Origin of the sequence: Polaromonas aquatica, from assembly GCF_042659145.1 — a bacterium.
GTDB lineage: Bacteria > Pseudomonadota > Gammaproteobacteria > Burkholderiales > Burkholderiaceae_C > Polaromonas > Polaromonas aquatica.
Map to the genome: position 1 here is coordinate 1 of NZ_JBHSRS010000002.1, position 24,608 is coordinate 24,608.

At 62.2% G+C, this 24,608-nt stretch carries 24 protein-coding genes; 15 read left to right on the forward strand and 9 right to left on the reverse strand.

Annotated features, from left to right (window positions below; all coding sequences use genetic code 11):
• Nucleotides 1-1,664, reverse strand: a 1,664-nt coding sequence (locus tag ACFQND_RS00665; RefSeq protein WP_377411908.1) for an autotransporter-associated beta strand repeat-containing protein, incomplete at its 3' end; no start/stop codon positions are given.
• A gap of 164 nt (nucleotides 1,665-1,828) precedes the next feature.
• On the opposite strand from ACFQND_RS00665, the gene ACFQND_RS00670 reads away from it, so the two are divergent.
• Together ACFQND_RS00670 and ACFQND_RS00675 are read left to right on the forward strand one after the other, a co-directional pair.
• Nucleotides 1,829-2,542, forward strand: coding sequence for a response regulator (locus ACFQND_RS00670; protein WP_371435355.1), 714 nt, complete (start codon nucleotides 1,829-1,831; stop codon nucleotides 2,540-2,542).
• The gene (locus ACFQND_RS00675; protein WP_371435356.1) at nucleotides 2,452-4,371 is read left to right on the forward strand and encodes a sensor histidine kinase; all 1,920 of its coding nucleotides are present in this window, start codon (nucleotides 2,452-2,454) and stop codon (nucleotides 4,369-4,371) included. Before ACFQND_RS00670 ends, ACFQND_RS00675 begins: the two co-directional genes overlap by 91 nt.
• 121 nt (nucleotides 4,372-4,492) lie before the next feature.
• Here ACFQND_RS00675 and ACFQND_RS00680 read toward each other — a convergent pair whose 3' ends face one another.
• Both ACFQND_RS00680 and ACFQND_RS00685 read right to left on the reverse strand, forming a co-directional pair.
• A complete protein-coding gene (locus tag ACFQND_RS00680) occupies nucleotides 4,493-5,428 on the reverse strand; it encodes a bifunctional helix-turn-helix transcriptional regulator/GNAT family N-acetyltransferase (RefSeq protein WP_371435357.1) in 936 nt (311 codons plus the stop codon).
• Between the two features lie 135 nt (nucleotides 5,429-5,563).
• Nucleotides 5,564-7,540, reverse strand: coding sequence for a PhoX family protein (locus tag ACFQND_RS00685; RefSeq protein ID WP_371435358.1), 1,977 nt, complete (start codon nucleotides 7,538-7,540; stop codon nucleotides 5,564-5,566).
• A 189-nt stretch (nucleotides 7,541-7,729) separates the two neighbouring features.
• On the opposite strand from ACFQND_RS00685, the gene ACFQND_RS00690 reads away from it, so the two are divergent.
• The 3 genes from ACFQND_RS00690 to ACFQND_RS00700 all read left to right on the forward strand — a co-directional run bounded on the left by ACFQND_RS00690 (nucleotide 7,730) and on the right by ACFQND_RS00700 (nucleotide 10,435).
• Nucleotides 7,730-8,401: a DsbA family oxidoreductase gene (locus ACFQND_RS00690; protein ID WP_371435359.1), complete on the forward strand. Its 672-nt coding sequence runs from the start codon at nucleotides 7,730-7,732 to the stop codon at nucleotides 8,399-8,401.
• A 133-nt stretch (nucleotides 8,402-8,534) separates the two neighbouring features.
• Nucleotides 8,535-9,506, forward strand: coding sequence for a Bug family tripartite tricarboxylate transporter substrate binding protein (locus tag ACFQND_RS00695; protein WP_371435360.1), 972 nt, complete (start codon nucleotides 8,535-8,537; stop codon nucleotides 9,504-9,506).
• A gap of 29 nt (nucleotides 9,507-9,535) precedes the next feature.
• On the forward strand, nucleotides 9,536-10,435 hold the full coding sequence (locus ACFQND_RS00700) for a DUF1932 domain-containing protein (RefSeq protein ID WP_371435361.1): 900 nt from the start codon (nucleotides 9,536-9,538) through the stop codon (nucleotides 10,433-10,435).
• Nucleotides 10,436-10,529: 94 nt separating this feature from the next.
• On the opposite strand, the gene ACFQND_RS00705 is transcribed toward ACFQND_RS00700, so the two are convergent.
• Nucleotides 10,530-11,231, reverse strand: coding sequence for an FCD domain-containing protein (locus tag ACFQND_RS00705; RefSeq protein ID WP_371435362.1), 702 nt, complete (start codon nucleotides 11,229-11,231; stop codon nucleotides 10,530-10,532).
• Nucleotides 11,232-11,309: 78 nt separating this feature from the next.
• On the opposite strand from ACFQND_RS00705, the gene ACFQND_RS00710 reads away from it, so the two are divergent.
• The 3 genes from ACFQND_RS00710 to ACFQND_RS00720 all read left to right on the forward strand — a co-directional run bounded on the left by ACFQND_RS00710 (nucleotide 11,310) and on the right by ACFQND_RS00720 (nucleotide 13,643).
• Nucleotides 11,310-12,188: an alpha/beta hydrolase gene (locus ACFQND_RS00710; RefSeq protein ID WP_371435363.1), complete on the forward strand. Its 879-nt coding sequence runs from the start codon at nucleotides 11,310-11,312 to the stop codon at nucleotides 12,186-12,188.
• Nucleotides 12,185-12,571 carry a RidA family protein gene (locus ACFQND_RS00715; RefSeq protein WP_371435364.1) on the forward strand — a complete coding sequence of 129 codons (387 nt, stop codon included), beginning with the start codon at nucleotides 12,185-12,187 and terminating at the stop codon, nucleotides 12,569-12,571. The genes ACFQND_RS00710 and ACFQND_RS00715 overlap by 4 nt, the downstream gene beginning before the upstream one ends.
• A gap of 76 nt (nucleotides 12,572-12,647) precedes the next feature.
• Nucleotides 12,648-13,643, forward strand: coding sequence for a Bug family tripartite tricarboxylate transporter substrate binding protein (locus ACFQND_RS00720; RefSeq protein ID WP_371435365.1), 996 nt, complete (start codon nucleotides 12,648-12,650; stop codon nucleotides 13,641-13,643).
• 263 nt (nucleotides 13,644-13,906) lie between these two features.
• Here ACFQND_RS00720 and ACFQND_RS00725 read toward each other — a convergent pair whose 3' ends face one another.
• From ACFQND_RS00725 to ACFQND_RS00745, 5 genes are all read right to left on the reverse strand, one after another.
• Nucleotides 13,907-14,761 carry an amidohydrolase family protein gene (locus ACFQND_RS00725; RefSeq protein WP_377411916.1) on the reverse strand — a complete coding sequence of 285 codons (855 nt, stop codon included), beginning with the start codon at nucleotides 14,759-14,761 and terminating at the stop codon, nucleotides 13,907-13,909.
• Nucleotides 14,758-15,597, reverse strand: coding sequence for a shikimate dehydrogenase (locus ACFQND_RS00730; protein WP_371435367.1), 840 nt, complete (start codon nucleotides 15,595-15,597; stop codon nucleotides 14,758-14,760). The genes ACFQND_RS00725 and ACFQND_RS00730 overlap by 4 nt, the downstream gene beginning before the upstream one ends.
• A gap of 26 nt (nucleotides 15,598-15,623) precedes the next feature.
• The gene (locus ACFQND_RS00735) at nucleotides 15,624-16,772 is read right to left on the reverse strand and encodes an ABC transporter substrate-binding protein (RefSeq protein WP_371435368.1); all 1,149 of its coding nucleotides are present in this window, start codon (nucleotides 16,770-16,772) and stop codon (nucleotides 15,624-15,626) included.
• A 62-nt stretch (nucleotides 16,773-16,834) separates the two neighbouring features.
• A complete protein-coding gene (locus tag ACFQND_RS00740; protein WP_371435369.1) occupies nucleotides 16,835-17,806 on the reverse strand; it encodes a Bug family tripartite tricarboxylate transporter substrate binding protein in 972 nt (323 codons plus the stop codon).
• 170 nt (nucleotides 17,807-17,976) lie between these two features.
• A complete protein-coding gene (locus tag ACFQND_RS00745) occupies nucleotides 17,977-18,921 on the reverse strand; it encodes a LysR substrate-binding domain-containing protein (RefSeq protein ID WP_371435370.1) in 945 nt (314 codons plus the stop codon).
• Nucleotides 18,922-19,028: 107 nt separating this feature from the next.
• Here ACFQND_RS00745 and ACFQND_RS00750 point away from each other — a divergent pair, with 107 nt between their 5' ends.
• The 7 genes from ACFQND_RS00750 (at nucleotide 19,029) to ACFQND_RS00780 (ending at nucleotide 24,532) form a co-directional block, all read left to right on the forward strand.
• A complete protein-coding gene (locus tag ACFQND_RS00750) occupies nucleotides 19,029-19,760 on the forward strand; it encodes an alpha/beta fold hydrolase (RefSeq protein ID WP_377411921.1) in 732 nt (243 codons plus the stop codon).
• A 13-nt stretch (nucleotides 19,761-19,773) separates the two neighbouring features.
• On the forward strand, nucleotides 19,774-20,454 hold the full coding sequence (locus tag ACFQND_RS00755; RefSeq protein WP_377411924.1) for a substrate-binding domain-containing protein: 681 nt from the start codon (nucleotides 19,774-19,776) through the stop codon (nucleotides 20,452-20,454).
• Nucleotides 20,455-20,517: 63 nt separating this feature from the next.
• A complete protein-coding gene (locus tag ACFQND_RS00760) occupies nucleotides 20,518-21,546 on the forward strand; it encodes an amidohydrolase family protein (RefSeq protein WP_371435392.1) in 1,029 nt (342 codons plus the stop codon).
• Nucleotides 21,547-21,587: 41 nt separating this feature from the next.
• The gene (gene ligK, locus ACFQND_RS00765; RefSeq protein ID WP_377411926.1) at nucleotides 21,588-22,271 is read left to right on the forward strand and encodes a 4-carboxy-4-hydroxy-2-oxoadipate aldolase/oxaloacetate decarboxylase; all 684 of its coding nucleotides are present in this window, start codon (nucleotides 21,588-21,590) and stop codon (nucleotides 22,269-22,271) included.
• Nucleotides 22,272-22,304: 33 nt separating this feature from the next.
• Nucleotides 22,305-23,228, forward strand: a complete 924-nt coding sequence (locus ACFQND_RS00770; RefSeq protein WP_377411929.1) for an amidohydrolase family protein — start codon at nucleotides 22,305-22,307, stop codon at nucleotides 23,226-23,228.
• 3 nt (nucleotides 23,229-23,231) lie between these two features.
• Nucleotides 23,232-23,675 carry a protocatechuate 4,5-dioxygenase subunit alpha gene (ligA, locus tag ACFQND_RS00775; RefSeq protein ID WP_371435375.1) on the forward strand — a complete coding sequence of 148 codons (444 nt, stop codon included), beginning with the start codon at nucleotides 23,232-23,234 and terminating at the stop codon, nucleotides 23,673-23,675.
• 2 nt (nucleotides 23,676-23,677) lie between these two features.
• Complete coding sequence (locus ACFQND_RS00780) at nucleotides 23,678-24,532, forward strand: class III extradiol dioxygenase subunit beta (RefSeq protein ID WP_371435376.1); 855 nt, start codon at nucleotides 23,678-23,680, stop codon at nucleotides 24,530-24,532.
• The last annotated feature ends 76 nt before the right edge of the window (nucleotides 24,533-24,608 follow it).

Genomic DNA, 24,608 nt, shown 5'->3' on the forward strand with positions numbered 1-24,608 from the left:
CCGCTGTATGTGCCATTGGCCGCCTGGTCGAAATTGACGACGGCGTTGTTGGTGATGTTGCCCTGCAAGCTGGTGGTGTTGCCTTGCAATGCACCTGCCGTGACGGTGGTGCCGCCTGTGTAGTTGTTGGTCCCGGTGAGGGTTAAGGTGCCGTTGCCGGTCTTGGTGAGTACGCCGGTGCCGTCCATGGCGCCGCTGTATGTGCCATTGGCCGCCTGGTCGAAATTGACGACGGCGTTGTTGGTGATGTTGCCCTGCAAGCTGGTGGTGTTGCCCTGCAGGGTGCCGGCTCCCACGGTGGTGCCGCCGGAATAGTTGTTGGCGCCTGTCAGCACCAGGGTGCCCGCGCCGGTCTTGGTGAGTACGCCGGTGCCGCCCATGGCGCCGCTGTATGTGCCATTGGCCGCCTGGTCGAAATTGACGACGGCGTTGTTGGTGATGTTGCCCCGCAAGCTGGTGGTGTTGCCTTGCAATGCACCTGCCGTGACGGTGGTGCCGCCTGTGTAGTTGTTGGTCCCGGTGAGGGTTAAGGTGCCGTTGCCGGTTTTGCTCAGGCTGCCAGCGCCCGAGATGACGCCTGATACCGCGAAGGCGTTGCCATTGGTGTCCACGGTGCCGTTGCCGCCCAGCAAAAGTGCGTTGTTCACTGTGAGGCCGGTATTTCCCGCCATGATGCTGGCCGTGGCGCCACTGCGGATATCTATGTCGCCTGTGAGAACGGAGCCGGTCTGCAGCGTCAGGCTGTTGTTGCCGCCGGTGAAGGTGATGGCATTGGCACGAACGTTATTGCCCGACAAACCACCACTGATGGTGCCCGCATTGGTGATGGCCAGGTTGCTCCCAACGATGCCTGCGCCGCCTGCGCCGAAATCTCCAAAACGGTTACCGCCTACCGCGCCGCCTTCGCCGGCGCCGCCCTGGCCGCCATAGCCTCTGCCTGCATTGCTTCCGTTGCCGCCCGTGATGGATGCGCCCGCGCTATTCGTGATGGTGAACAACGCCGTTCCGTTGCCCAGCACACCGGCGCCCCCGCCGCCGCCGCCGCCCATGACGGTGCCGACGACCGGGACCACACCGCCGCCGCCACCGCCGCCGCCTGTGACAGTGCTGTTGTTGGTGAAACTGGTGAGGCCTTGCCCCGCGATCACACCGGCGCCGCCGCCGCCGCCGCCGCCGCCCTGGTTGGATGTGCTTGTGCTGCCGCTGCCGCCGCTGCCGCCGGTGATCGGGGTATTGTTGGGAGCACCGTTTGTTGTCATGACCGCGCCAGTACCGCCGCCGCCGCCGCCGCCGCCGCCGCCGCCGATGTCGCCGCCGATGCCGTCGCCGCCGACGCCGCCGAGGCCGCCGACGCCGACGGTGCCGCCGACACCGCCGTTGTTTATGTTAGGGGAGTCGCCCCCATGCCCGCCCATGCCGGTGGTGCTGCCAGTGCTGTAGTTCGATCCCGGATAGGCGGGATCGGCATAACCGCTGCCATAACCCCCATCCCCGCCAGCGAAGGCCGGCGTGCAGCCTAGCAGCAATGTCAGCGCCAACGCGCTACCGCCCCTCACGACAGCGCTGCCGCCGCCGCTGCGCTTGCCACGCGCCCGGGTGATTTCAGAGACGGCGACCCAGGCGCCGAGAGCGGAGTTCCAGAGGCTGCAGTAGGCGATGTTCATGGTGAAGTCGGGGTAACGCAGCCAAAGGCGTTGTAATGCTGGAGATTCATGTCGTGGTGCGCCGGAAATGGGGACTGCCTGGCTGTGTTGAGAAAAATAATGCTTAAGATACAAAAAGCCGAAGTTGCGAGCAATCCCCGAAAACAGGTAAAACCCGCGCCGTCATGCACCCGTCCCAGCAGGAAGAAGTCGTCACCGTCTCACTGAGCCCCGCACTGGTCGTCGAGGACGATCCCGTGATGCAGCGGCGTTTGTGCCGCGTGCTGGCCGCCGCAGGCTGCGACATACAGCACATAGCCGTCGCGGAAAGCGTGGCCCAGGCCAGGGCCTTGCTGGCTGAGCGCAGCTTTGGGGTGGCGCTGGTGGACATCGGCCTGCCGGACGGCAGCGGCGTTGAACTCGTCGGCGAGCTGCAGGCCAGCCAACCGCAGGTGCCGGCGGTGGTGATCTCGGCTTTTCGCGCCGAGGAGGTGATCCTGGCGGCGCTGCGGGCCGGGGCCATCGGCTACCTGCTCAAGGAGCGTGACGACATCGAGCTCGAGTTGGCGCTGCGCAGCATTGCGCAGGGTGGCGCGCCCATAGACCCGGCCATCGCCCGGCGCATTCTGGCGCTGCTGACCCAGCCGCAGCCGCTTGCCCATGACACGCCTGTGGCCTTGGCCAGGCCAACGGCGGTGCCTGCAGTGGCGCTGAGTCGCCGCGAAAACAAGATCCTCGAGCTGGTAGCCCAGGGCCTGAGCAACCGCGAGATGGCCGAAACACTCTCAATTTCCAGGTTGACCGTTGAATGCCATACCAAAAACATCTACCGCAAGCTGGCCGTGAACTCGCGCACCGAGGCGGTCTACCGGGCACGCGCGCAGGGCTTGCTGCGCTGATCTTAGGGCTGCTGGCCGGCCTGTGGATGCTGCTGGCGCTGCCAGCGAAAGCACATGCAGAGCCCGCGCCGCAACTGCACGTTGAGGCGGTGCGTGCCGCGGGCTGGCACGACGAAGTGCCGCCGGCCGAGGGTTGGACGCCAGTCGTGCTACCTGACATGTGGGCAGAGCGCTGGCCCGGTTTCGACGGCGTGGTGTGGTACCGCTTGCGCTGGGAACAGCCCGCGGATGCGCCTGAAGCGGGGCTGCTGCTGGAGCATCTGAGCATGGCGGGAGTGGTCTGGCTCAATGGGACGCCCATCAGCCGCGATGCCAGCCTGGTCGAGCCGCTCACGCGGTCCTGGAACACGTCTCGGTACTGGCTGTTGGCTGCGCCGCTGCTGCGCCCGGGCGCCGGCAATACGCTGCTGGTGCGCGTGTCGGGCCTGGCGGCCTACCAGGCGGGGCTGGGCCCGGTCACGGTCGGGCCGCCGACCACGACCTGGCCGCTGTACGAACACCAGCGCACGATACGCCGCGACCTGCAGGTGCTGGGGCTGGCGAGCAGCGGCGTGATGGTGATGTTTTTCGGCGCGCTGTGGGTGTTGCGGCGACGCGAAACCGCCTACGGCTGGTTTGCGCTGATGTCTTTTCTGTGGGTGGTGTTCGCGCTTAACCAGGTCGTGACCAGTCCCTGGCCGTTTGCCACCACCGATGGCTGGCAGGCATTCAGCACCTCCTTGCTGATGGCGTTTTGCTGCAGCTTCGCTTTGTTCGCACTGCGTTTTTGCGAGCGGCGGTTGCCGCGCTTCGAAGCCGGCCTGGCGCTGCTGGCGCTGGCCTGCTGGCTCGACCTGTGGCTTGTCGCTCCGGCCGCGATGGGTCTGCACCGGAGCCTGTGGACGGTGGTTGCGATCGTGGTTTCAACGCTGGCGAGCGGTGCTTACGTGGTCTACGCTTGCCTGGTGCGAACGAGGCACCTCTTTGCGCTGGCTCCGTTCATGCTAGTCGGCGGCCTGGCCGGCCTGCACGATCTGCTGGTGTTTCTGCAGATACTCGACAGCAACGTTTATTACTCGGCCATGACCTCGTATGTGCTGGTGTTCGGAATGGCATTGGTTCTGGCCGGCCGCTTCGTACAAAGCCTCAAGCGCATCGAGAACTTCAATACGGAACTGGTCGAGGAAGTGGCGGCGGCCAGGGCCGAGCTGGCCAGCACGCTGGCGCAGCGCCATGCGCTGGAGCTGGCGCACGCGCGCATTGGCGAGCGGGTCAAGCTCGTGAGCGATCTGCACGATGGTCTGGGCAGCATGCTCGTTGGCAGCATTGCGACGCTGGAACATGCGCCCAGCAGGCAGTCGGCTCCACAATTGCTCGACATGCTCAAGAGCCTGCGTGACGAACTGCGGCTGATTGTCGAGGCCAGCGGCCGCGACGAAGGCTCGCACAGTTTCGAGGAATTGCTGTCCCCGCTGCGCCACCGTACGACGCAACTGCTCGATGCCAACGGCATCGATTGCCGATGGCAGGTGTCGGGCCTGGCCGCACTCGAACTGCCTCCGTCGCAAAGCCTGGATCTGTTGCGGTTTTTGCAGGAGGCGCTGGCCAATGTGCTCAAGCACAGCGGTGCCAGGCGCGTGGACGTAAGCGTGCTGCGCAGCGGTGATACGCTGCTGCTGGCGGTGCAGGACGACGGGCGCGGCTTTGCGCTTGATGCCGCCGACCAGGCAAGCGGCGCTGGGCTGCGCAGCATGCGGGCGCGGGCACGTCGGCTGGGCAGTGCGTTGCAGCTGGAGTCGGCGCCGGGCGGAACGCGGGTTGCGTTGCAGGTCAACTTGTCTGGCGCTTGAGAAGGCGTGAATCAATCCACAGCGAGGTTAGATCCCATGCGGTTCGTTAGGATTTTTTCATGCCTTCTGAGGTCGTAGATACGTTCCAAATCCGGGTAAGAAGCCGCATGCGCGTTACAGGCTAAAACCGTAGTTCCCATGTTTCACCCACCAGGTCGTGCCCAAAGCCGTAGTAGGGCTCGCTCTTGGTCAGCCGGAAGCCGCGTTTGGCATAGATCGCGCGGGCCGCATCCAGGCAGCTGTTGGTCCAGAGCTGCATTTTTTTGTAGCCCTTGTTGCGTGCAAAGGCAATGCACTCGTCAGTGAGCCGGCCACCGAGGCCCAGCCCGCGCGCTTCCGGCGCGAGGATCAGCATGCGCAGCTGCGCCACTGTGGCCGATTTGCGCACCACAAACACTGCGCCAACCCGCAGGCCGTCCAGTTCGGCGATCCAGCACTTTTCAAAGTCCGGCTGGAAGTTTTTAAGGTATTTGCCGGCGATGTCGGCCACCAGCGCCTCGAACTCGCTGTTCCAGCCATACTCACGCGCATAGATTTCGGCATGCTGCTGTACCACCCAGCCCATGTCGCCGGGTTTCGGGTCGCGCAGGACGATGGTGCGGGTTGCCGCCGGCTGGCCGAGCGGCGCCAGCAGCCGCTGCAAGGTGCCCATGGCGGCCACAAGATTTTGCTGCTCTGCAGATGAAAGCCCCGCCAGCAAAGCTGCAGCCTCGTCGTTGGACTGCTGCTGCAACGGGGCAAACACCTTGTGCCCGGCGGGCGTCAGCCTGAGCAGGCTTTGCCTGGCATCTGCGACAGAGGGCGCCCGCGCCAGCCAGCCCTGGCTTTCAAAGCGGCGCAGGATGCGGCTCAGGTAACCGGCGTCCAGCGCCAGGTCTTGCGCCAACTCCGAAGCCGTCGGCTGGTCGCGCTGCGCCAGCTCGTACAGCACGCGCACCTCGGTGAGCGAGAACTCGCTGCCGAGGTAGGGCGCCAGCACGCCAATGCGCTGGGTGTAGAAACGGTTGAATCCGCGTACGGCCTGTATCTGGGGTGTGGGTTGTATTGACGATGCCATATTGTCTATCGTCAACTAAATGTTTGACTTTGTCAAGTATTTGAAAACGACCATGCCAGAATGCAAAAAGGTGAAGAACAGGCGTCAGCCCATTCTTCACCTTTGCGCGGCCCCGGTGACCGGTGCGGGAGAGGGTCAGGCCAGCTTGATGCCTGTGGGGTCGGCCGTCAGGTAGCCCACCGCCGCGCCAAAGCGGTCCTTGTAGTTGGCGCGCACCAGCGGGTCCAGCGTGGCCTGTACCTTGCCGTGCAGCGCATTCCAGTCGCCGGCATGCTGGAAGTTGCTCATGATGTAGGTCCAGCCGTTGAGGTCGTCCACCACGTGCAGCCCAGTTGCTTCTGCACCGGCGGGCATGGACATCAGGCGTGACAGTTCTTTGGTGTCGATGTTGTAGGCCCAGAGGAAGTTGTTCACGTGCGAGCCGCTGTCTTCACCGATAAAAAGCGTGCGCATTTTTTCGGAGAACTTCAGGTTGTCGGGGTTGGCGATCAGGTTGGGGTTGGACTTGTTGCCCAGTGCATCGGCGGCAATGTCTTCGCCGATGATCAGCGCTTTGGTGTGCACCGGCATCCATTCGCTGTTGATCGCTGCGCCGCTCTGGTCCTTCTGGCCGCCGGCCAGCTTGTGCGCCATCACGCCGCCTGCGATCAGGGGCTTGTCCAGTGCAATGCCGCTGGCCGAGTTCCAGCCCTTGCCGGTTTTGACCATGGAGTCCTGGATGTTCTGCAGGGCAGAGTAGGCCACCTTGTCCTTGATGTTGACGGTGGTGCCTTCCATTTTTGAAAAACCCATGCTGCCGCCCATCAGGTAGGCGTAGCGGTGCGTTTCCAGGAAGGCCGCGGCCTTTTCCATGCCGGGCTTGACCTTGATCCAGTTCGGGCTGCCGTTGTAGAAGACCTTGGTGAAACTTGCATCGCCCGGGTCGGTCTTGCTGACTGTCATGATGTCGGACGGCTTGAGCGTGTCGGCCATCTTTTCGATTTCTTCGCTCTTTGCGTGACCCAGCTTGATCCAGCTGATGCCGGCGCCTGCCGCCGACGGGTCAATGGAGAAACCTGCGCCCAGCTTGCCCACATAGAGCGTGCCGGAGGACAGGTCTTTTTCCTTGTCGGCGACAAAAACAAACAGTCCGCTGTTGGTGGCGTCGTCACCCATCAGCACGGTGCGGTTGTCCGGCATGACCTGCACCAGCTCGTGCGAGATGCGGCCCATGTTGAAGTGCTTTTTGATGCTGCCGCTGCCGTCAGGGTTGACGGTGACTTCTGGCATGTGGCCGTAGTGGTAGGGGTTGGCAACGTTCTCGGCGCCGAACAGGTGTTTGCTGTAGGCCTGGAAACGCTTGTCCTGCGCAGCAAACGGCGCATCGGGTTCGTACTCTTCGCTGGACAGATGGGTGTTCCATGGCGAGAGGCTGGCGCCGCAGGTGATCCACAAACCGTTGACCGATGAGGTGTCGACGTTGTGATACGACACCAGGCTGAGCTTGCCTGTGGCCGGGTCCTGGTCCAGCGTCAGCACGGCGATGGGGGAGGGTAGCAGGCCGTAGGTGTCTTCGCCGGCGTTGTCGCGGGTGGTGTATTCAAACTGCACGACGGCAAACACGGCATTGCCCTTGACGCCCTTGACGTTGGCCTGCGGCAGTTTCAGCAGCGAGGTGCCGTCCGGGCTGTCCGAGAAAAAGTGCCGGGTTTTGGCGGGCACGGAGGTGTCAAGGATGGGCTTGTTCAGGATGTCGTAGTAACCGCCGGCCAGAACCTTGCCGCCTTTGCCGTCCGGAACCATATCGCCTGTGACAAAGAAGGGCTGGTAGGCCAGCTTGTAGTTTTGTGTGCTGTTGTCCTTGAACTGCACTTTCAGGCCGGAGGCCACCGTGGTGGTGGCCATGGCGGCGGGGTTGGCCAGTGTTGGCGCGGCCATGGAGCTGAAACTGGACGCCGCGTAGCTGCCGCTTGCGGCCGGGCCTGCCGTTGTCGTCGCGCAGGCGGAGAGCAGCGAAGTGGATGCGAATGCGCCCAGCGGCAGCATGGGGGCTGCGGTGATGAACTTCAGGGCTTCACGGCGTGAAGGGCGTGAAAGGCGGGAAGGTGGGGCGGGGTGAGCCAGGTCGGACATTTTTTATTCCAGAGTTTGTGTGGGGTTCTACCCTGGCGAGCATAAAAAGCTTGTGTGACAGTTTCTTGAAATTGGGGGAAATGGGAGCAACTGGAAACAAACCCAGAGGCTTCGGGCGAAAATCGCTTCAGCTTCAATACCTTGCGCAGGGCCTGCGTGCCACTTCACCTATTTTTTCGAGGCATAACCATGACCACTCCACTCAAGATTGATTTTGTTTCCGACGTTTCATGCCCCTGGTGCGCGATTGGCCTGAAATCGCTGGATGAAGCCATCACGCGCGTGGGTAATGACAACATCACGACCGAGCTGCACTTCCAGCCCTTCGAGCTCAACCCCAAGATGGTTCCAGAAGGCCAGGAAATCACCGAGCACATCACCGAAAAGTACGGCATCAGCCCAGCCCAGGCGCAGGCCAACCGCGAGAACATCCGCGTGCGCGGCGAGCAGGTGGGTTTCAAGTTCAGCATGGCCGATGAACCCGGCGGCGGGCGCAGCCGCATTTACAACACGTTTGATGCACACCGTTTGCTGCATTGGGCGGAACTGGTCAGCCCGGCCAAACAGAAGGCGCTGAAAGAAGCGCTGTTCAAGGCCTATTTCACCGACGGCCAAAGCCCGGGCTCGCACGAGGTGCTGGTGCGCGTGGCCGGCGAGGTCGGGCTGGATGTGGACAAGGCGCGCGAGATCCTGGCCTCGGACACCTATGCGGCCGAGGTGCGTGAGCGCGAGCAGTTTTATCAGCGCCAGGGCATCCATTCGGTGCCGGCAATCATCATCAACGACCGTCACCTGATCTCCGGCGGCCAGCCAGCCGAGGTGTTTGAGCAGGCCCTGCGCCAGATCGCTGCTGCAGGCTGAGCCCCGCGCCTCTGCTAATCCCATAACGAAATTGAATAACACGTTGTGGGATATGGTTGTTGCGGCATGACCCTGGCTGGCGCATAGTCAAGGGTTGCGCTCCTGTATCTATTTCTTTGAGAGACTAATTGCCATGACACCCATTCTTCGCCGTTCCGTTTTTGGCCTGGTTGCCGCCCTCGGGTTGGCCCTGACGGCTCACGCCCAGCCGCTTTCATCACGTGCCATCAAGATCGTGGTGCCTTTCGGCGCCGGCGGCGTGGCCGACCTGACGGCCCGCATCGTGGCCCAGAAAATGGCCGATTCCATGGGGCAGGCTGTCGTGATCGAGAACAAGCCCGGCGCCGGCGGCGTGGTGGCCGGCGACAACGTGGCCAAGGCAGAGCCGGACGGCCATACCCTGCTGCTGATGTCCAACGGTACGGCTGTGAGCGCAGGCCTGTTCAAGAACCTGCCGTTTGACACCCTGAAGGACTTCGCGCCCGTGTCCACGCTGGGATTCTTCGACATCGCCGTGGTGGTGCCGCAAAACTCGCCTTTCAAGACACTGGGTGAACTGCTGGCCTACGCGCGTGCCAATCCTGGCAAGCTGAACATCGGCACGATCAACGTCGGCAGCACGCAAAACCTGGCGGCCGAACTGTTCAAGACCAGCGCCAATATCCAGGCGCAGGTTGTGCCTTTCAACGGCACGCCGGCCGTCATTACCGCCTTGCGCGGCGGCCAGATCGACGCTGCAGTCGAGATCCTGAGCCCCATGCTGCCGCAGATCAACGCCAGTGCGCTGCGTGCGCTGGCCGTGTTTGGCGACAAACGCTCGGTGGCATTGAAGGACGTGCCCACGGCAGCCCAAAGCGGCCTGACCGGCTTTAGCGCCGCATCCTGGAATGCATTGGCGGCACCTGCCAAAACGCCAAAAGACGTGATCGCCCGCCTGAACCGCGAAGTGCAGGCCGCGCTCAATTCGCCTGACGTCAAAAAGCGTTTGCTGGACCTGAACATCGAAGCCACCCCCAGCACGCCTGCACAGCTCAACGACCTGCTGACGGCCGAGATCAAGCGCTGGTCCGAAGTGATCACACGCGCAAAAATCCCTACGCAATAAACAAAACATCCCGTACCCAGGTGGCTGCCGTGAAATTCCAGAGCATCGGATTGATTGGTTATGGCGAGGTCGGCAAGATTTTCAGTGCCGGCCTGAAGTCGCAGCACGGCGTTGAGGCCATGGGCGCCTGGGACCTCAAGTTTGTCGGTGACAAGGCCCAGGCCGAACTGGCCCATGCCCGCCAGGCCGGTGTCACCGTGCATCTGTCGGCCAAGGCGCTTTGCGAGGCGAGCGAACTGGTGATTGCGGCGGTCACGGCCTCGCAAAGCCTGGCTGTGGCAGAGGAAGCCGCCAAACACATTCTCCCCGGCAGCGTGTACCTGGACCTCAACTCGGCTTCGCCGGGCACCAAACAACGCAGTGCCGAACTGATTGAAGCGGCCGGCGCACGTTATGTGGAGGCGGGTGTCATGACGTCGGTGCCGCCTTATGGCATCAAGGTGCCCATGCTGCTGGGCGGCGCACAGGCGGCCGAACTGGCTGTTGTGCTGACCGCCTGGGGCATGGACGCCAAAGCCGTCAGCGACAAGCTCGGCGTGGCCAGCGCCATCAAGATGTGTCGCAGCGTGATGATCAAGGGGCTGGAGGCATTGGTGATAGAGAGTTATGCCACCGCCAGGGCTTACGGTGTCGAGGACCACGTGTTGCCCACGCTGGCCGAGACCTTCCCCAGCATAGACTGGGAAAAAACCGGTGCCTACTTTTTCAGCCGCGTGGTCCAGCACGGACAGCGCCGCGCCGAAGAAATGCGCGAGTCGGCCAACACCGTGCGCGAGGCCGGTTTTGAGCCCTACATGACGGCCTCGATTGCCGACAAACAGCAGTGGGTGGCAGACCAGGCCAGGGCCGGTGTGTTCAGCGGCGTCGGCAAGGATGCCCGCTGGCAGGATTACGCCGACAAGCTTCTGGCTGCCCGCAAGCCGCTGTAGTACTATAAATTTGATAGCTGGTTGCGCTCACACTACGTGGGTCAGAAGCTAGTTTGGCTTGTAAGCCGGCCACCAGGGCGATGCTGCCCCGGGTTTACGGCGCTTCAGGCTGCCAGAAGCTGGCGACCGCGTTGGCGGTATTGGTCAGGTGGCTTTGCACCAGTGCGATGGCACGCGGTGCATCGCGGTCAAGCATGGCCTGCATCAAGGACTGGTGTTCGTCGTTGACATTGCGGATCATCTGCGCCGGCGCCACCGAATGGAACAGCCGGATGCGCCGGTATCTTTCGGAGTGCTCGCCGAGCTGGGCGTGCATTCGCAGCAGCCAGGGTGAGCCGCAACCCGCCACCAGCGCATCATGAAAAGCCCGGTGGCAGGACTCCCAGTGCGCCGTGGCCTGCACGTCGTGCAGGTCTTCCGGCAGCGGTGTGCGCGACAGGCGGTGAAAGGCCGCGACGATGCCGGTTTCCCATTCGGCGTCGCCGAGGGCGATGGCCTCGGACAGCAAAAGGCCTTCAAGGCGGATACGGGCTCGCGTGAGGTCCTTGAGTTCTGCCAGTGAAACGGAGGCCACGGCAAAACCGCGCTGCCCTTCGGCGACCACAAAACCTTCACTGATCAAACGCAGCAGGGCCTCGCGCAGGGGGCTGATGCCGAGGTCATAACGCTTCTGCAGTTCTGCGATACGCAGGCGTGTGTCAGGCGCCAGCCGCGCCGCCAGGATGTCGTCGCGCAAAAGCCGCAAAGCGCGGTCGGCAAGGGTCTTGTCTTTCACTGGTGAAACGAAATCGGGCATCTTGGGTGAATTCTACGGAAATTTCAAAATTTATATTGACGTAAAAAATTTATATTCGTACGATCCGCGCATATGCATATGTTGACTTACGCAGAAGCGAATCCCGATCATCAAATACCCATGCCGTTCCAGGCAGCCGAAGACTACGCCTGCCAGGTCATGAGCTGGGCGCGCGAGCTGCCTACGGCCGGAATGGATATACAGCGCGATGTGGCCTACGGCGAGAACCGCCTGCAGCGTTACGACGTCTTCAGCCCGGCCGGCGCCAAGAATGCGCCTGTCGTGGTGTTCTGGCACGGCGGCGGCTGGACCAATGGCTACCGCGACTACAACGCCTTCATGGCGCCGCACATCACGGCCCTGGGCTGCGTGCTGGTGTCACCGTCTTACCGCCTTGTTGCCGAGGCACCGTTGCCTGCTGCTTTTGAAGACAGCCTTGAGATGCTGGGCCATGTGGTGCAGTACATAGGCCGCATGGGCGGCGATGCCGATCGCCTGTACCTGGGCGGGCATTCGGCCGGTGCGCACTTGGCTTCGCTGGTTGCACTGCGCCCGGTGGACCGTGCGCGATTTGGCGTGCGGCAGGGCGCGGTTCGTGCCTGCCTGCCCATCAGCGGCATCATGGATCTGTACCACCCCTCGCCCGCACCGGGCAGCCTGGAAGAACGGGTTTACAGCATGGTGCTGCAAGACACGGCGCAGGATGCGGTGATGAGCCCGATATGCTGGACGGCGGGCAACAGCGTGCCGTTTTACCTGAGCTATGGCGAACATGACAGCGAGCGTGTGCAGCGCTCCAACCTGCGCATCCGTGAACTGCTGAAGCTGCAGCAGGCCGGTGTCGATCTGCGCATCATGCAGGGGCAGGACCACTTTCAGGCGCACACATCGCTGCGTGACGCGCACCATCCCTGGTATCAGCAGCTTGCAAAATTCACAAGTGAAACCACAGCATGAAAGAAGTCATAGACATAGGCCTGCCGCCGCTCAAACAACCGTTCTCGTGGGCGGTGAAGTCTGCCGGCATCTTGTTCACGGGCCATGGTCCCGTGCGCAAGGACGGCAGCCTGGACACCGGCCCCATCGAAGACCAGGCGCGCCTGACTTTCTCCAACCTGAAGATGGCGCTGGAAGCCGCCGGCGGCACGCTTGATGATGTGGCCCAGGTGCTGATCTACATGACCGACGTGGCCGACATGCCGGTGATTGACGAGGTGTACCGCGAGTTTTTCAAAGCGCCGTACCCGAACCGCTCCAGCGCAGGGGTCGCGCTGGTTGCGCCTGGCATGAAAATTGAGATAGTTGCCTATGCTGCGATTGCAAACAGGCAGTCCACATAAACCTTCGCGCCTTTTTTCTTTCTTTCTTTTTTACCGTTTTAGTCCCCCGGTTATTTTTTCACCTCAAGGAGTCTTTATGCAAAACACCCGCCGCCGTGTCATCGCCCTCATGGGTGTTATGGCCGCCCTGACCGCATCCTTTGTCTCTGGCCCGGCCATGGCGCAGGGTGCATATCCCAGCAAACCCATCACCATCATCGTGTCCTTCCCGCCGGGCGGCGACACCGATGCGCTGGCCCGCCTGTATGCGGAAAAGCTGTCCACCCGCTTTGGCCAGCCCGTGCTTGTGGACAATAAACCCGGCGCCAGCGGCACCATCGGCAACGCCTACGTCGCCAAGGCACCGGCGGACGGCTACACCCTGCTGTTCACGCCAAACACCATTTCAACCGCCACGCTGGTGTTGAAGTCCAACTCGGGCCCTGCTTACGACGTCTTGAACGACTTCACGCCCATCATTCAGGCCGGCAGCCAGTCGCTGTTCCTGGTGGTGAACACCGCAACCGGCATCACCAATGTCAAGCAACTGGTGGAAGAAGCCAAGGCCGGCAAGCTCAAGGGTTATGCCAGCCCGGGCAGCGGATCGCCCATGCACATCCTCGGCGAGACTTTCAACAAGGCGGCGCATGTCAAGATCGCGCAGGTCCCTTATCGCGGCAGCGGTCCGGCCGTGGTTGACCTGGTCGGAGGCCATGTGCCCATGTTCTGGACGACGCTGGGTCCCGTGCTGCCACACATCACCACCGGCAAGCTGCTGAACATCGCGGTGGCCGATCCAAAGCGCTCGCCGTTGCAGCCCAATGTGCCGACGCTGGCTGAAGCTGGTGTTGCTGATGTCAATGTCGGCGCCTGGCAGGGCCTGATGGGCCCCAAGGGCATGCATGCGGATGTCGTGAAAACGCTCAATACCGCCATGAACGATATCCTCAAGATGCCGGATGTGCAGTCGAAAATGAACATCCTGGCATTGGTGCCGGTGGGCGGCGAGCCAGCCACGCTGGGCAAGCTCACTGCATCAGACTACACCCGTTATGCCAAGGTCATCAAGGAATTCGGCATCCAGGCCGACTGATAACTGACCCGGCCTGCGCGTGACGCCTTCCTTTTGCTGGGGAAGGCGCGCGCAACAGGCCGGCAACCGCTATAAAAGTAATAGCTGGTTGCGCGCTATTCACCTGGGCTGCAAGCCCTTTTGATTCAAAAAACAAAAAAATCCCCGCCCCATCCAGGCGGGGATTTTTTGCTTTTTTTAAAGGGAAATATGCTTGCGGCCGGCTGTATATGCGCGCAGGCAGCTACAAAATTGATAGTGCGCCTGAAGGGCGCTTTTTGTTTTCAGGTAAAGCCGAAGAGCCGCTTCGGCGTGTGCCAGAGGATTTTTTGCCTGTCTTTTTCATCGGGCACCATGCGTCCGAACAACTGCAGCAACGGCCCGTAGTCAAGCCGTTTGGACGCCTTGAGAAAGGGCCAGTCCGAGGCCCAGACGCAATGGTCTGCTCCAAAGGCTTCCAGCAGTGCGGCGGTAAAGGGGTGGGTGTCCGCAAACGGGAAGTCCTGCGCGGAGAACTTGGCAAAACCCGAGAGCTTGACCGTGGTGCGCCGGCTGTCTGCCAGGCGCAGCAGCGCGCCAAAGCCTTCGCCTGCCATGTCACTGCGCACGTCCGGCCTGCCGCAATGGTCGACCAGCAGCTTCGCGCCCGAGGCCAGCAGCATGGGGGCCAGTGTTTGCAGTTGCGCCATCTCGACCTGCACCTGCACAAACATGTCCAGCGCCGCCAGCCGCGCCATCAAGGGCCCGGCATTGCGGTAATGGTCCGGCCCGTGCAGGGCAAAGTTGAAGGCGATGCCCACAATGCCTTGCGCCTTGAGTTCCTGCAGGTAAGTGTCAGGCGCATCGTTGGGTACCACGGCAATGCCCTTGAAGCGCTGCGGGCTGGCTGCAATGGCGCTGAGCAGGCAGCGGTTGTCCGTGCCGTAGCCGGAGTTGGGGCCGACCAGCAGGGCGTGCTGCACGCCGTAGGCATCCAGTACCTGCCCGAAGTAGGCGGCGGAACCGGTCTCCTGGCCAGCCGGGCGGTAGGCCACCTCGGCGGCATAGGCAAACCCTTGCGGGTCCAGCACATGGCAGTGACAGTCGATCTTCGGCGTGGTGTAGATCGATGCGTCCATGCTCGCCCGGGGCAGGTTCACAGGGTGGCTTCTATGGCTTGCCGCAACTCGGGCGTGATCTCCGGCATCACGCCGAACCAGGCGTGGAAGGCCGGACGCGCCTGGTTCAGCAGCATGCCCAGGCCGTTGACGGTGGGGTTGCCGCGCTGGCGTGCAGCGATCAGCAAGGGGGTTTCAAGCGGCACATAAATCACGTCCGACACCAGCGCGTGGCGGGGCAGGGCATCGAGCTTCAGGTCCAGGTCCGGCTGGCCGTGCATGCCCTGGCTGGTAGTGTTGACGAGCAGCGCCACGTCGGCCAGTGCCGCATGCCGCTCGCTCCAGGGCAGGGCCTTGACGGGCGCGCCAAATTCATCGGCCAGCGCCTGGGCTTTTTCGGGCGAGCGATTGAGCAGGCGGATCTCTTTTGCGCCGCGGTCCGCCAGGCTCAGCACCACGGCCCGCGCCGCGCCGCCTGCGCCCAGTACCGTGACGGGGCCGGCATCGGCGCGCCAGTCGGGTTTTGCATCGAGCAGGCTCTGGATGTAGCCAAAGCCGTCGTTGTTGAAACCCTTGAGCGAGCCGTCAGGCTGGACCACGATGGTGTTCATCGCACCCATGCGTCTGGCGTTGGCGTCCACCTCGTCCATCAATTGGAGCGCATCCACCTTGTGCGGCAGGGTGATGTTGCAGCCGCGAAAGCCCAGCGCCGCCAGGCCCGGAATGGCGATGTCGAGCTTGCTCGGCGCGACCGGCAATTGCACATAGGCACCCGTCAGACCGTACTTCTGGATCCAGTGGTTGTGGATCAGCGGTGAGCGCGAATGCGCGACGGGCCAGCCCATGATGCCGGCCAACCCGAAGGTGTGTGAACTCATTTTCTGTGGTTTCCTTTATTTGCGGTCTATTTGCGGCCTACGGGCGGCAGGATGCTGCTGATGACCTGTTTGCCATTTTCCACCTTGGTCATGTAGCTTTCGCGGTCAAGGTCGCCGTTGGCGTCAAAACTCACGTCCAGCAGGATGCCGGGGTTGTCCTTGACGGACAGCGAAATGCCTTTCATGGCCGCAGCGAAAGCCTTGGGGTCGAACTTGCCGACTTTTTCCGTCACGGCCTTGACGATGTACATGCCGCTGTAGCCCTTGAGGCCGTTGTGGTCGGACTTCATCTTGTATTCGGCCTGGAAGGCGTCGCTGAACTTGCGGATCAGCGGCTGCGGCGCATCGGCCGTCAGGCCCACGTGGGCGATGGCGCCGTTGGCTGCATCGCCGGCCAGCTCTATGACTTTCTGGCTGGTCAGCACGGTCTCGCCTATCAGGGGCTTGTTGTAGCCCTGCTTGCGGAATTCGCGCAGCGCACGGGCGGACTCCTCTTCATTGCTGTAGACAAAAACCGCATCGCTGCCGGACTGTTTGGACCTGAGCACCGCTGCGCTGAAATCCAGCTGGCCGGGTTCGGTCGAGATGCTGTTGGGCACCTTGACGCCGCGTGATTCAAGTTCCTTCTTGATCAGGTCCAGCCCGCCCTTGCCGAAGTCGTTGTTGACGTAGATCACGTCCACGGTTTTGGCCTTGACGGTGTCGCGTATGTAGTTGGCGATCTTCGGCATGGCCGTGGACTGCGTGAACGAGGTGCGGAAGACGTAGGGGTTGCCCTGCTGGGTGATGGAGGCCGCCTCGCCGCCAGTGAAGTTGGGGATTTCAGCGCGCCGCGTCTCGGCCATGCTGACCATGATGGAGCCCGAAAACACCGGCCCCATCACCACATAGGCCCCCTGGTCCACCGCCTTTTGCGCCAGCGCCTTGGCCACGCCGGGATTCGACTGCGTGTCCATGGACACATAGTTGACCTTGCGGCCCAGGATGCCGCCGGCGGCATTGATCTCTTTCACAGCCAGCTTGACGCCGTTGTCGAAATTGCTGCCCGAGGTGGCGCCGGTGCCGCTCAGCTCAACCAGGCCAAAAATCGGCACTGCCGTTTGGGCCGACGCCATGCCGGCCGCTGCGATGGCCAGACCTGTGATGAGCGATTTGATCTTGAATGAAGCTTGCATGTTGTCTCCGGTTCCTGGTTCTTGTTACTTGCACATACTGACTTGAAAACGGGCGGCTTGCTTTAATCAGCCTTGACCCTGCCCGACTGGATCACGGGTTTCCAGCGCGCGATTTCGCGGGCTATGAGTTGCCCGAAGGCCTCCGGTGTGGTGGGTGTGGCAATGGCGCCTTCGCTGGTCAGCCGGGTTTTGAGCTCGGGTGAGCCCAGCGACTGGTTGATCTGCGCATTGAGTTTTGCCACGATCTCGCGCGGCGTGCCGGCGGGTGCTACAACGCCATACCACTGGTCCGCCTCGAAGTCCTTGTAGCCCGTCTCCGCCACGGTGGGCAGGTCGGGCAGGGCGGCAAGGCGCTGCGGGGAGGACACGGCCAGCGCCCGCAGCTGGCCGTTTTTGATCTGGCCGAGCACGGCGGGTGCACCCGTGAACAGCACCTGGATCTGCCCGCCCATCAGGTCGGTGACGGCCGGTGCCGTACCGCGATAGGGGATGTGCAGTATCGAAGCGCCGGTTTGCAGCTTGAAGTATTCGGTGGCCAGGTTGGCCGCGCTGCCGTTGCCGCCCGAGCCGTAGTTGAGCTGGCCCGGATGCGCCTTGGCCAGCGCCACCAGTTCCTTGACGGAACTGGCCTTAACCTGCGGGTTCACCACCAGCACGTTGGGAACACGCGCCACCCAGGCCACGGGTGCAAAACTCTTGACCGGGTCATAGGGCAGGGCGGGGTACAGCGAGGGGTTCACGGCCAGGGTGCCGATGTGGCCCATCAGCAGCGTATAGCCGTCGGGCAGGGCCTTGGCCACCTTGTCGGCACCCACACTGCCGCCCGCGCCGGGTATGTTGTCGATGATGACCGGCTGGCCCCAGGCTTTTGTCAGCTCCAGGCCAATGGAGCGCGCCAGGATGTCCGTGCTGCCGCCCGGTGTGAATGGCACCACGATGCGGATGGGTCGTGCCGGATAGGCCGTTTGCGCATGGATAAGGGGAGTTGCCAGTGCGGCGGCCGCGATCAGCAGTTTGGCCGTGAATGGTTTCAAGATGCTTTACCTTGTCAATTGTTTTTAGTCTGGCTTGCCCCGAAAGCGTTCTTTTTGCCCCTAGGACCCGTCGCACAGTGTGCGCCAGCGCCGGTATTTGCCGCCAGATCAATCCCGCTATATCAGCTATGGGCAATTCGGCTGTGCCAGTGCCTCGCCCGCCATCGCCCTTATTTGGAATAAGGCTCCATCGCCTCGGCCAGCACGGACTGCACCACTTCAATGGCTATTTTCTGTGTCTCGGTGCTGGGCCTGCGCGCAGAGCGCACCAGCATCAGCTGGCTCATGATGCGCGGCGAATGGATGCTGCGCAGCGTGAAGGGCGCAGGATCATCAAAATTGCTCAGCGTATAGCTGGGCAGCACGGCGTGGCCCAGGCCTTCCTTGACCAGGCTCAGGATGGCGTTCAGGCCGTCGACTTCCAGCGAAACCTGCGGTTTGCGGCCAATCGCGATCATCTCCCCCTCGATCAGGATGCGGAAGGCATTCGGGCGGCTGGGCAAAATGAGCGGCAGGTCGGCCACCTCCGAGAGGCTGATGGGCTGCCGGTTGCGCACGGCGTCCCGGGTCGAGGTGGAGGCCGCATCCGGCTTGGCGTCGGTCCTGCGCGAGATGAATACCAGCTCTTCCGTGTGCAGGGTGATCATTTCCACTTCCGGCGAGTGCTCGGCGTTGTAGAGCACGGCCATGTCCAGGTTGCCAACCCGCAGGCCCTCATACATCAGCACCGAAAAACCCTCGGTCAGCGTGAGGTGCGCCTGCGGCAGGTGCTGCCTGAAGGCGCGGGTCAGGGGTACGGTGATCAGCCGGGACAAACTCGGCGGCAGGCCTATGGAGACGCGCCCGGCCAGGGCGCCACGCACGGCGCCCAGCTCTTCCCGCGCCACCTCAACCTGGTGCAGGATGCCGCGCCCGTGCTTGAGCAGCAGGTTGCCGGCTTCCGTGGGCAGGGCGCCGCGGCCATTGCGGGTCAGCAGGCTTTGGTGCAGTTCCACCTCCAGCAGCCTGATCTGGCGGCTCAACGCCGGCTGGGCGACATCCAGGGCGATCGAGGCCCGCGTAAAACTGCCCAGTTCGGCTACACGTACAAAATACTCCAGCTGTTTCAGGTCCATACACTTAGTGTAATTGGCATAGCAAAAGCAATGATATGCGCGTTTGTTCTAACTGCTAGCGACGCAGTCAACTTCCCTCAAGGGCTATTGCAGCGCAAAATTCATGGGTGCAAAAAGTTCCCGACGCCCCATCTTCCGGCAATGTATTGCTGCTTCCCGGCCTCATGTGCGATGAGGTCTTCTGGCAACCCCTGATGGCCGGCCTGCCCGCCACCTTGCAGGCCCAGGCCGTGGACTACGGCGATGCTGACAGCATCACGGCCATGGCTGAAGCGGCGTTGGCCCTTGCCCCGCCGCAATTTGCGCTGGCGGGCCATTCCATGGGCGGCCGCGTCGCGCTGGAAATCGTGCGCCTGGCGCCTTCCCGCGTGCAAAAGCTCATATTGATGGACACCGGCTACCTGCCGCGCGCCCAGGGCGAAAAGGGTGAAACCGAAAAAGCCGGGCGCATGGCCCTGGTGGAACTGGCCCAAAAAGACGGTGTGCGTGCCATGTGCGCCGAATGGATCAAGGGCATGGTGCATCCGGACCGGCTCGGTGATGCGGCCCTGATCGAGTCCATCGTCGGGATGTTTGCGAATAAAAATGCCGAACGGTTTGCCCGGCAGCAAAACGCACTGCTGGCACGTCCGGATGCCAGCCCGGTGCTGGCATCATTAAAGATACCCTGCATGCTGCTGTGCGGCCGGCAGGACAGCTGGGCCACCGTGGCGCAGCACACTGCCATGCAGGTGCTGGCGCCGCATGCAAGCCTTGCCGTGATTGAAGACGCCGGCCACATGGTGCTGATGGAGCGGCCCGAGGCCACCATCCAGGCCATCAGGAATTTTCTGGAATAGTTGCTGGAGTTTTATGCTGAAACTGATTTCCTCAATGGCCACACGCCAGGTGCTGGCTGAACTGGCAGCCGCCTGGCAACAGGCTTGCGGCGTGGAGGTGAGCATTGAGTCGGTGGGCGGTGTGGACGCCGCAAAACGCGTTCAGGCCGGGGAGGCCTTTGACGGCGTGGTGCTGGCATCGGACGCGATCGACAAACTGGTCGCGGGCGGGCAGGTGCTTGCCGGCAGCCGCGTGGACCTGGTGCGCTCCAGCGTGGCGATTGCTGTCAAGGCCGGCGCGCCGCGGCCCGATATCAGCACGGAGGCAGCGTTGCGCAGCGCTATCGCGGCAGCACCCACCATCGGTTATTCGACTGGCCCCAGCGGCACGGCACTTGTCAAACTGTTTGAGCGCTGGGGCATGGCTGAAGCGCTCAAGGCAAAAATCGTGCAGGCCCCGCCGGGCGTTCCCGTGGGCACGCTGGTGGCGCGTGGCGAGGTGGCGCTGGGTTTTCAGCAACTGAGCGAACTCATGCACCTTGAAGGCATTGCCGTTGTCGGCACCATGCCCGAAGCGGTCAGCATCACCACCATTTTTTCAGCAGGCAGCTGTGCGGTTTCGTCCCAGGGTGAAAATCTTGGAAGCCTGATCGCCTTTATGGCATCGCCCGAAGCCGCCGCCGTCAAGCAGCGCCATGGCATGGACCCTGCATAACTTCTTCAGACTACTTTATTCGAGACAACTTCAGGACTTAAGAAAATGAGCCTTCAAAAACCCATCATCATTGACTGCCACGGTCACTACACCACGGCGCCCAAGGCTCTGGAAACCTGGCGCAACCAGCAGATCGCCGGCATCAAGGATCCATCGGTGATGCCCAAGGTCAGCGACCTGAAGATCAGCGATGACGAGTTGCGCGAGACCATAGAGCAAAACCAGCTGCGCCTCATGAAAGAGCGCGGCTCCGACCTGACCATCTTCAGCCCGCGCGCAAGTTTCATGGCGCACCACATCGGCGACTTCAATGTGTCGTCCACCTGGGCTGCGATCTGCAATGAGCTGTGCTACCGCGTGAGCCAGCTTTTCCCTGACCACTTTGTACCTGCGGCCATGCTGCCGCAATCGCCGGGCGTGGACCCGAAAACCAGCATTCCCGAACTGGTGAAGTGTGTTGAGCAGTACGGCAACGTCGGCATCAACCTGAACCCCGATCCGTCGGGCGGCCATTGGACCTCACCACCGCTGTCGGATCGCCACTGGTATCCCATCTACGAAAAGATGGTCGAGTACGACATCCCGGCCATGGTGCATGTGTCCACCAGCTGCAACCATGCGTTTCACACCACGGGCGCGCACTACCTGAACGCGGATACCACCGCCTTCATGCAGTGCCTGACCAGCGACCTGTTCAAGGACTTCCCGACCTTGAAGTTTTTGATTCCGCACGGCGGCGGCGCCGTTCCTTACCACTGGGGCCGTTTCCGCGGACTGGCGCAGGAACTGAAAAAACCCTTGCTGCAGGACCACCTGCTGAACAATATCTTCTTTGACACCTGCGTTTACCACCAGCCGGGCATTGACTTGCTGACCAAGGTGATTCCCGTCAAGAACATCCTGTTTGCCAGCGAAATGATTGGCGCGGTGCGCGGCATTGACCCTGAAACCGGCAATTACTACGACGACACCAAACGCTACATCGAGGCATCCACCCAGCTGAGCGCCGAGCAGCGCTACCAGGTGTACGAAGGCAACGCGCGCCGCGTGTTCCCGAGGCTGGATGCCCAGCTCAAGGCCAAAAACCGTTGATCTACCTTTGATCCGCCTCTGAATCTCCAGGAACTACAGACATGACACAACTTGGCATCGTTAAACGCAACATCGTCCGCGCCGACAAGGCCGCGGTGGAAAAACTTGGCCGCTTCGGCGTCGCGACCGTGCATGAGGCCATGGGCCGCGTCGGCCTCATGAAACCTTACATGCGCCCGATTTACAGCGGCGCGCTGGTGTCCGGCACGGCCGTCACGGTACTGCTGCACCCGGGCGACAACTGGATGATGCACGTGGTGGCCGAGCAGATCCAGCCCGGCGACATCGTGATTGCCGCCATCACGGCCGACAATTGCGACGGGTTTTTCGGCGACCTGCTGGCCACGTCCTTCATGGCGCGCGGTGCAAAGGCGCTGATCATTGACGCCGGTGTGCGCGACGTGAAAGAGCTCACCGCCATGGGTTTTCCGGTGTGGAGCAAGGGCATCAGCGCCAAGGGCACCATCAAGGCAACCATCGGTTCCGTGAACATTCCTGTGGTGTGCGCCGGTGCCAGCGTCAACCCTGGCGACGCCGTGGTGGCCGATGACGACGGTGTGGTCATCGTGCCGGCCGAATGGGCGCAAAAGGTGGCCGATGCCGCCGAAGCGCGCGAAAGCAATGAAGCCGAAAAGCGCGCCAAGCTGGCCGCGGGCGTGCTCGGCCTGGACATGTACAAGATGCGTGAACCCCTGGAAAAAGCCGGACTCAAATACATCGACTGAGTTGAAGACAGAAAAAGATAAAAGAGCATTGACATGACAAAACCTACAAGCGGCGGCTTCACAAAAACGCCTGGCTGGCTCGACTGGTACACCGGCCCGAGCAAACCCACTTTCAAGCTGCCCGAGGGAGCGGTGGATGCGCATTGCCACGTGTTCGGCCCGGGCGCCGAATTCCCCTATGCGCCTGAGCGCAAGTACACACCTTGCGATGCCTCCAAGCAGCAGCTGTATGCGCTGCGCGACCACCTCGGTTTTGACAAGAATGTGGTGGTGCAGGCCACCTGCAATGGCGCGGACAACCGGGCCATGGTGGACGCGCTGCTCAACAGCAATGGCAAGGCCCGCGGTGTGGCGACGGTCAAGCGTTCCGTCACAGACCAGGAACTGCAGGAGATGCATGCCGCCGGCGTGCGCGGCGTGCGCTTCAACTTTGTCAAGCGCCTGGTGGACTTCACGCCCAAGGACGAGCTGATAGAAATCGCCAACCGCATCAAGCCCCTGGGCTGGCACGTGGTGATTTATTTCGAGGCGGTGGACCTGCCCGAGCTGTGGGACTTTTTCACCGCGCTGCCGACAACCGTGGTGGTGGACCACATGGGTCGCCCCGATGTGACCAAACCGGTCGATGGACCGGAGTTTGAGCTGTTCGTCAAGTTCATGCGTGAGCACCCCAATGTTTGGAGCAAGGTCACCTGCCCGGAACGCCTGTCCGTCGCCGGCCCGAAAGCGCTGGACGGCGAGCAGAACGCCTACCGCGACGTCGTGCCTTTCGCAAAACGCATTGTGGATACCTTCCCGGACCGCGTGCTGTGGGGCACCGACTGGCCGCACCCGAACCTCAAGGACCACATGCCCGATGACGGCTTGCTGGTGGACTTCATCCCGCATATCGCCACCACACCGGAATTGCAGAAAAAACTCCTTGTGGACAATCCGACCCGCCTCTACTGGAGCTGATTCATGTCTCTCGAAAAACCTTACCTTGATGTGCCCGGCACGACGCTGTTCGACATGGACCAGTCGCGCCAGGGCTACTGGCTCAACCAGTTTTGCATGTCGCTGATGAAGCCGGAGAATCGTGAACGGTTCAAGGCCAACCAGCGTGCGTATGTTGATGAATGGCCGATGACCGAAGACCAGAAGCAGGCTGTACTTGACCAGGACCTGAACAAGGCCATCTCGCTGGGCGGCAACATCTACTTTCTGGCCAAGCTGGGCTCCACCCATGGCAAGAGTTTTCAGCAGATGGCCGGCAGCATGACGGGCATGACTGAAGAAGAGTACCGCGACATGATGATCAGCGGAGGCCGTTCCATCGAGGGAAATCGTGTCGTTGGCGAGTCCGGCGATGCACAGGCAAACCGCCAGCCGCAAGGCAAATCAAGAGTAGAAGGGAAAGCCTGATCATGGCCAAAATTACCGCAAGCGTTTTTACCTCCCATGTGCCGGCCATCGGCGCGGCAGTTGATCTTGGAAAAACCAAGGAACCCTACTGGCAGCCTGTCTTCAAGGGTTATGAGTACTCCAAGCAGTGGCTCAAGGACAACAAGCCGGACGTGATCCTGCTGGTTTTCAACGACCATGCAACGGCTTTCAGCCTGGAAATGATTCCGACCTTTGCAGTCGGCTGCGCTGCCGAATTTGCGGTGGCTGACGAAGGCTGGGGTCCGCGCCCCGTGCCCAAGGTCATCGGCCATCCGGAACTGGCCGCGCACATTGTGCAATCGGTGATCCAGGATGATTTTGACCTCACCATCGTCAACAAGATGGACGTGGACCACGGCCTGACCGTACCGCTCACGCTGATGTGCGGCCAGCCCGAGGCCTGGCCCTGCCCGGTGATTCCCATTGCCATCAATGTGGTGCAGTACCCCGTGCCATCGGGCAAACGCTGCCTGAACCTGGGCAAGGCGATCCGCAAGGCCGTCGAGTCCTTTGACAAGGACCTGAATGTGCAGATCTGGGGCACGGGCGGCATGAGCCACCAGTTGCAGGGCGCACGGGCAGGGTTGATCAACAAGGATTTTGACGGCGCCTTCATGGACCTCATGATCAAGGACCCCGAAGCCCAGGCCGCTGTGCCGCACATCAACTATGTGCGCGAGGCCGGCAGCGAAGGCATTGAGCTGGTGATGTGGCTGACGGCGCGTGGCGCCATGTCCGACCTGAACGGTGGCCCGCCACCAACCGTGAAGCACCGCTTCTACCATGTACCCGCATCCAACACGGCCGTCGGCCACCTGATTCTGGAAAATGGCTGAGACTCCCCCGAGGCGCCTCCGGCGCCTCCCCCTCAGGGGGCGTTGCCAGCGGCCCGGCAAAGCCGGTTCCGCGGCA

Coding starts and splice junctions, on each gene's coding strand:
- ACFQND_RS00670 (WP_371435355.1), top strand. CDS start 1,829: ATGCACCCGTCCCAGCAGGAAGAAGTCGTCACCGTCTCACTGAGCCCC.
- ACFQND_RS00675 (WP_371435356.1), top strand. CDS start 2,452: ATGCCATACCAAAAACATCTACCGCAAGCTGGCCGTGAACTCGCGCAC.
- ACFQND_RS00680 (WP_371435357.1), bottom strand. CDS start 5,428: ATGGCATCGTCAATACAACCCACACCCCAGATACAGGCCGTACGCGGA.
- ACFQND_RS00685 (WP_371435358.1), bottom strand. CDS start 7,540: ATGTCCGACCTGGCTCACCCCGCCCCACCTTCCCGCCTTTCACGCCCT.
- ACFQND_RS00690 (WP_371435359.1), top strand. CDS start 7,730: ATGACCACTCCACTCAAGATTGATTTTGTTTCCGACGTTTCATGCCCC.
- ACFQND_RS00695 (WP_371435360.1), top strand. CDS start 8,535: ATGACACCCATTCTTCGCCGTTCCGTTTTTGGCCTGGTTGCCGCCCTC.
- ACFQND_RS00705 (WP_371435362.1), bottom strand. CDS start 11,231: ATGCCCGATTTCGTTTCACCAGTGAAAGACAAGACCCTTGCCGACCGC.
- ACFQND_RS00710 (WP_371435363.1), top strand. CDS start 11,310: ATGTTGACTTACGCAGAAGCGAATCCCGATCATCAAATACCCATGCCG.
- ACFQND_RS00715 (WP_371435364.1), top strand. CDS start 12,185: ATGAAAGAAGTCATAGACATAGGCCTGCCGCCGCTCAAACAACCGTTC.
- ACFQND_RS00720 (WP_371435365.1), top strand. CDS start 12,648: ATGCAAAACACCCGCCGCCGTGTCATCGCCCTCATGGGTGTTATGGCC.
- ACFQND_RS00730 (WP_371435367.1), bottom strand. CDS start 15,597: ATGAGTTCACACACCTTCGGGTTGGCCGGCATCATGGGCTGGCCCGTC.
- ACFQND_RS00735 (WP_371435368.1), bottom strand. CDS start 16,772: ATGCAAGCTTCATTCAAGATCAAATCGCTCATCACAGGTCTGGCCATC.
- ACFQND_RS00745 (WP_371435370.1), bottom strand. CDS start 18,921: ATGGACCTGAAACAGCTGGAGTATTTTGTACGTGTAGCCGAACTGGGC.
- ACFQND_RS00755 (WP_377411924.1), top strand. CDS start 19,774: ATGCTGAAACTGATTTCCTCAATGGCCACACGCCAGGTGCTGGCTGAA.
- ligK (WP_377411926.1), top strand. CDS start 21,588: ATGACACAACTTGGCATCGTTAAACGCAACATCGTCCGCGCCGACAAG.
- ACFQND_RS00770 (WP_377411929.1), top strand. CDS start 22,305: ATGACAAAACCTACAAGCGGCGGCTTCACAAAAACGCCTGGCTGGCTC.
- ligA (WP_371435375.1), top strand. CDS start 23,232: ATGTCTCTCGAAAAACCTTACCTTGATGTGCCCGGCACGACGCTGTTC.
- ACFQND_RS00780 (WP_371435376.1), top strand. CDS start 23,678: ATGGCCAAAATTACCGCAAGCGTTTTTACCTCCCATGTGCCGGCCATC.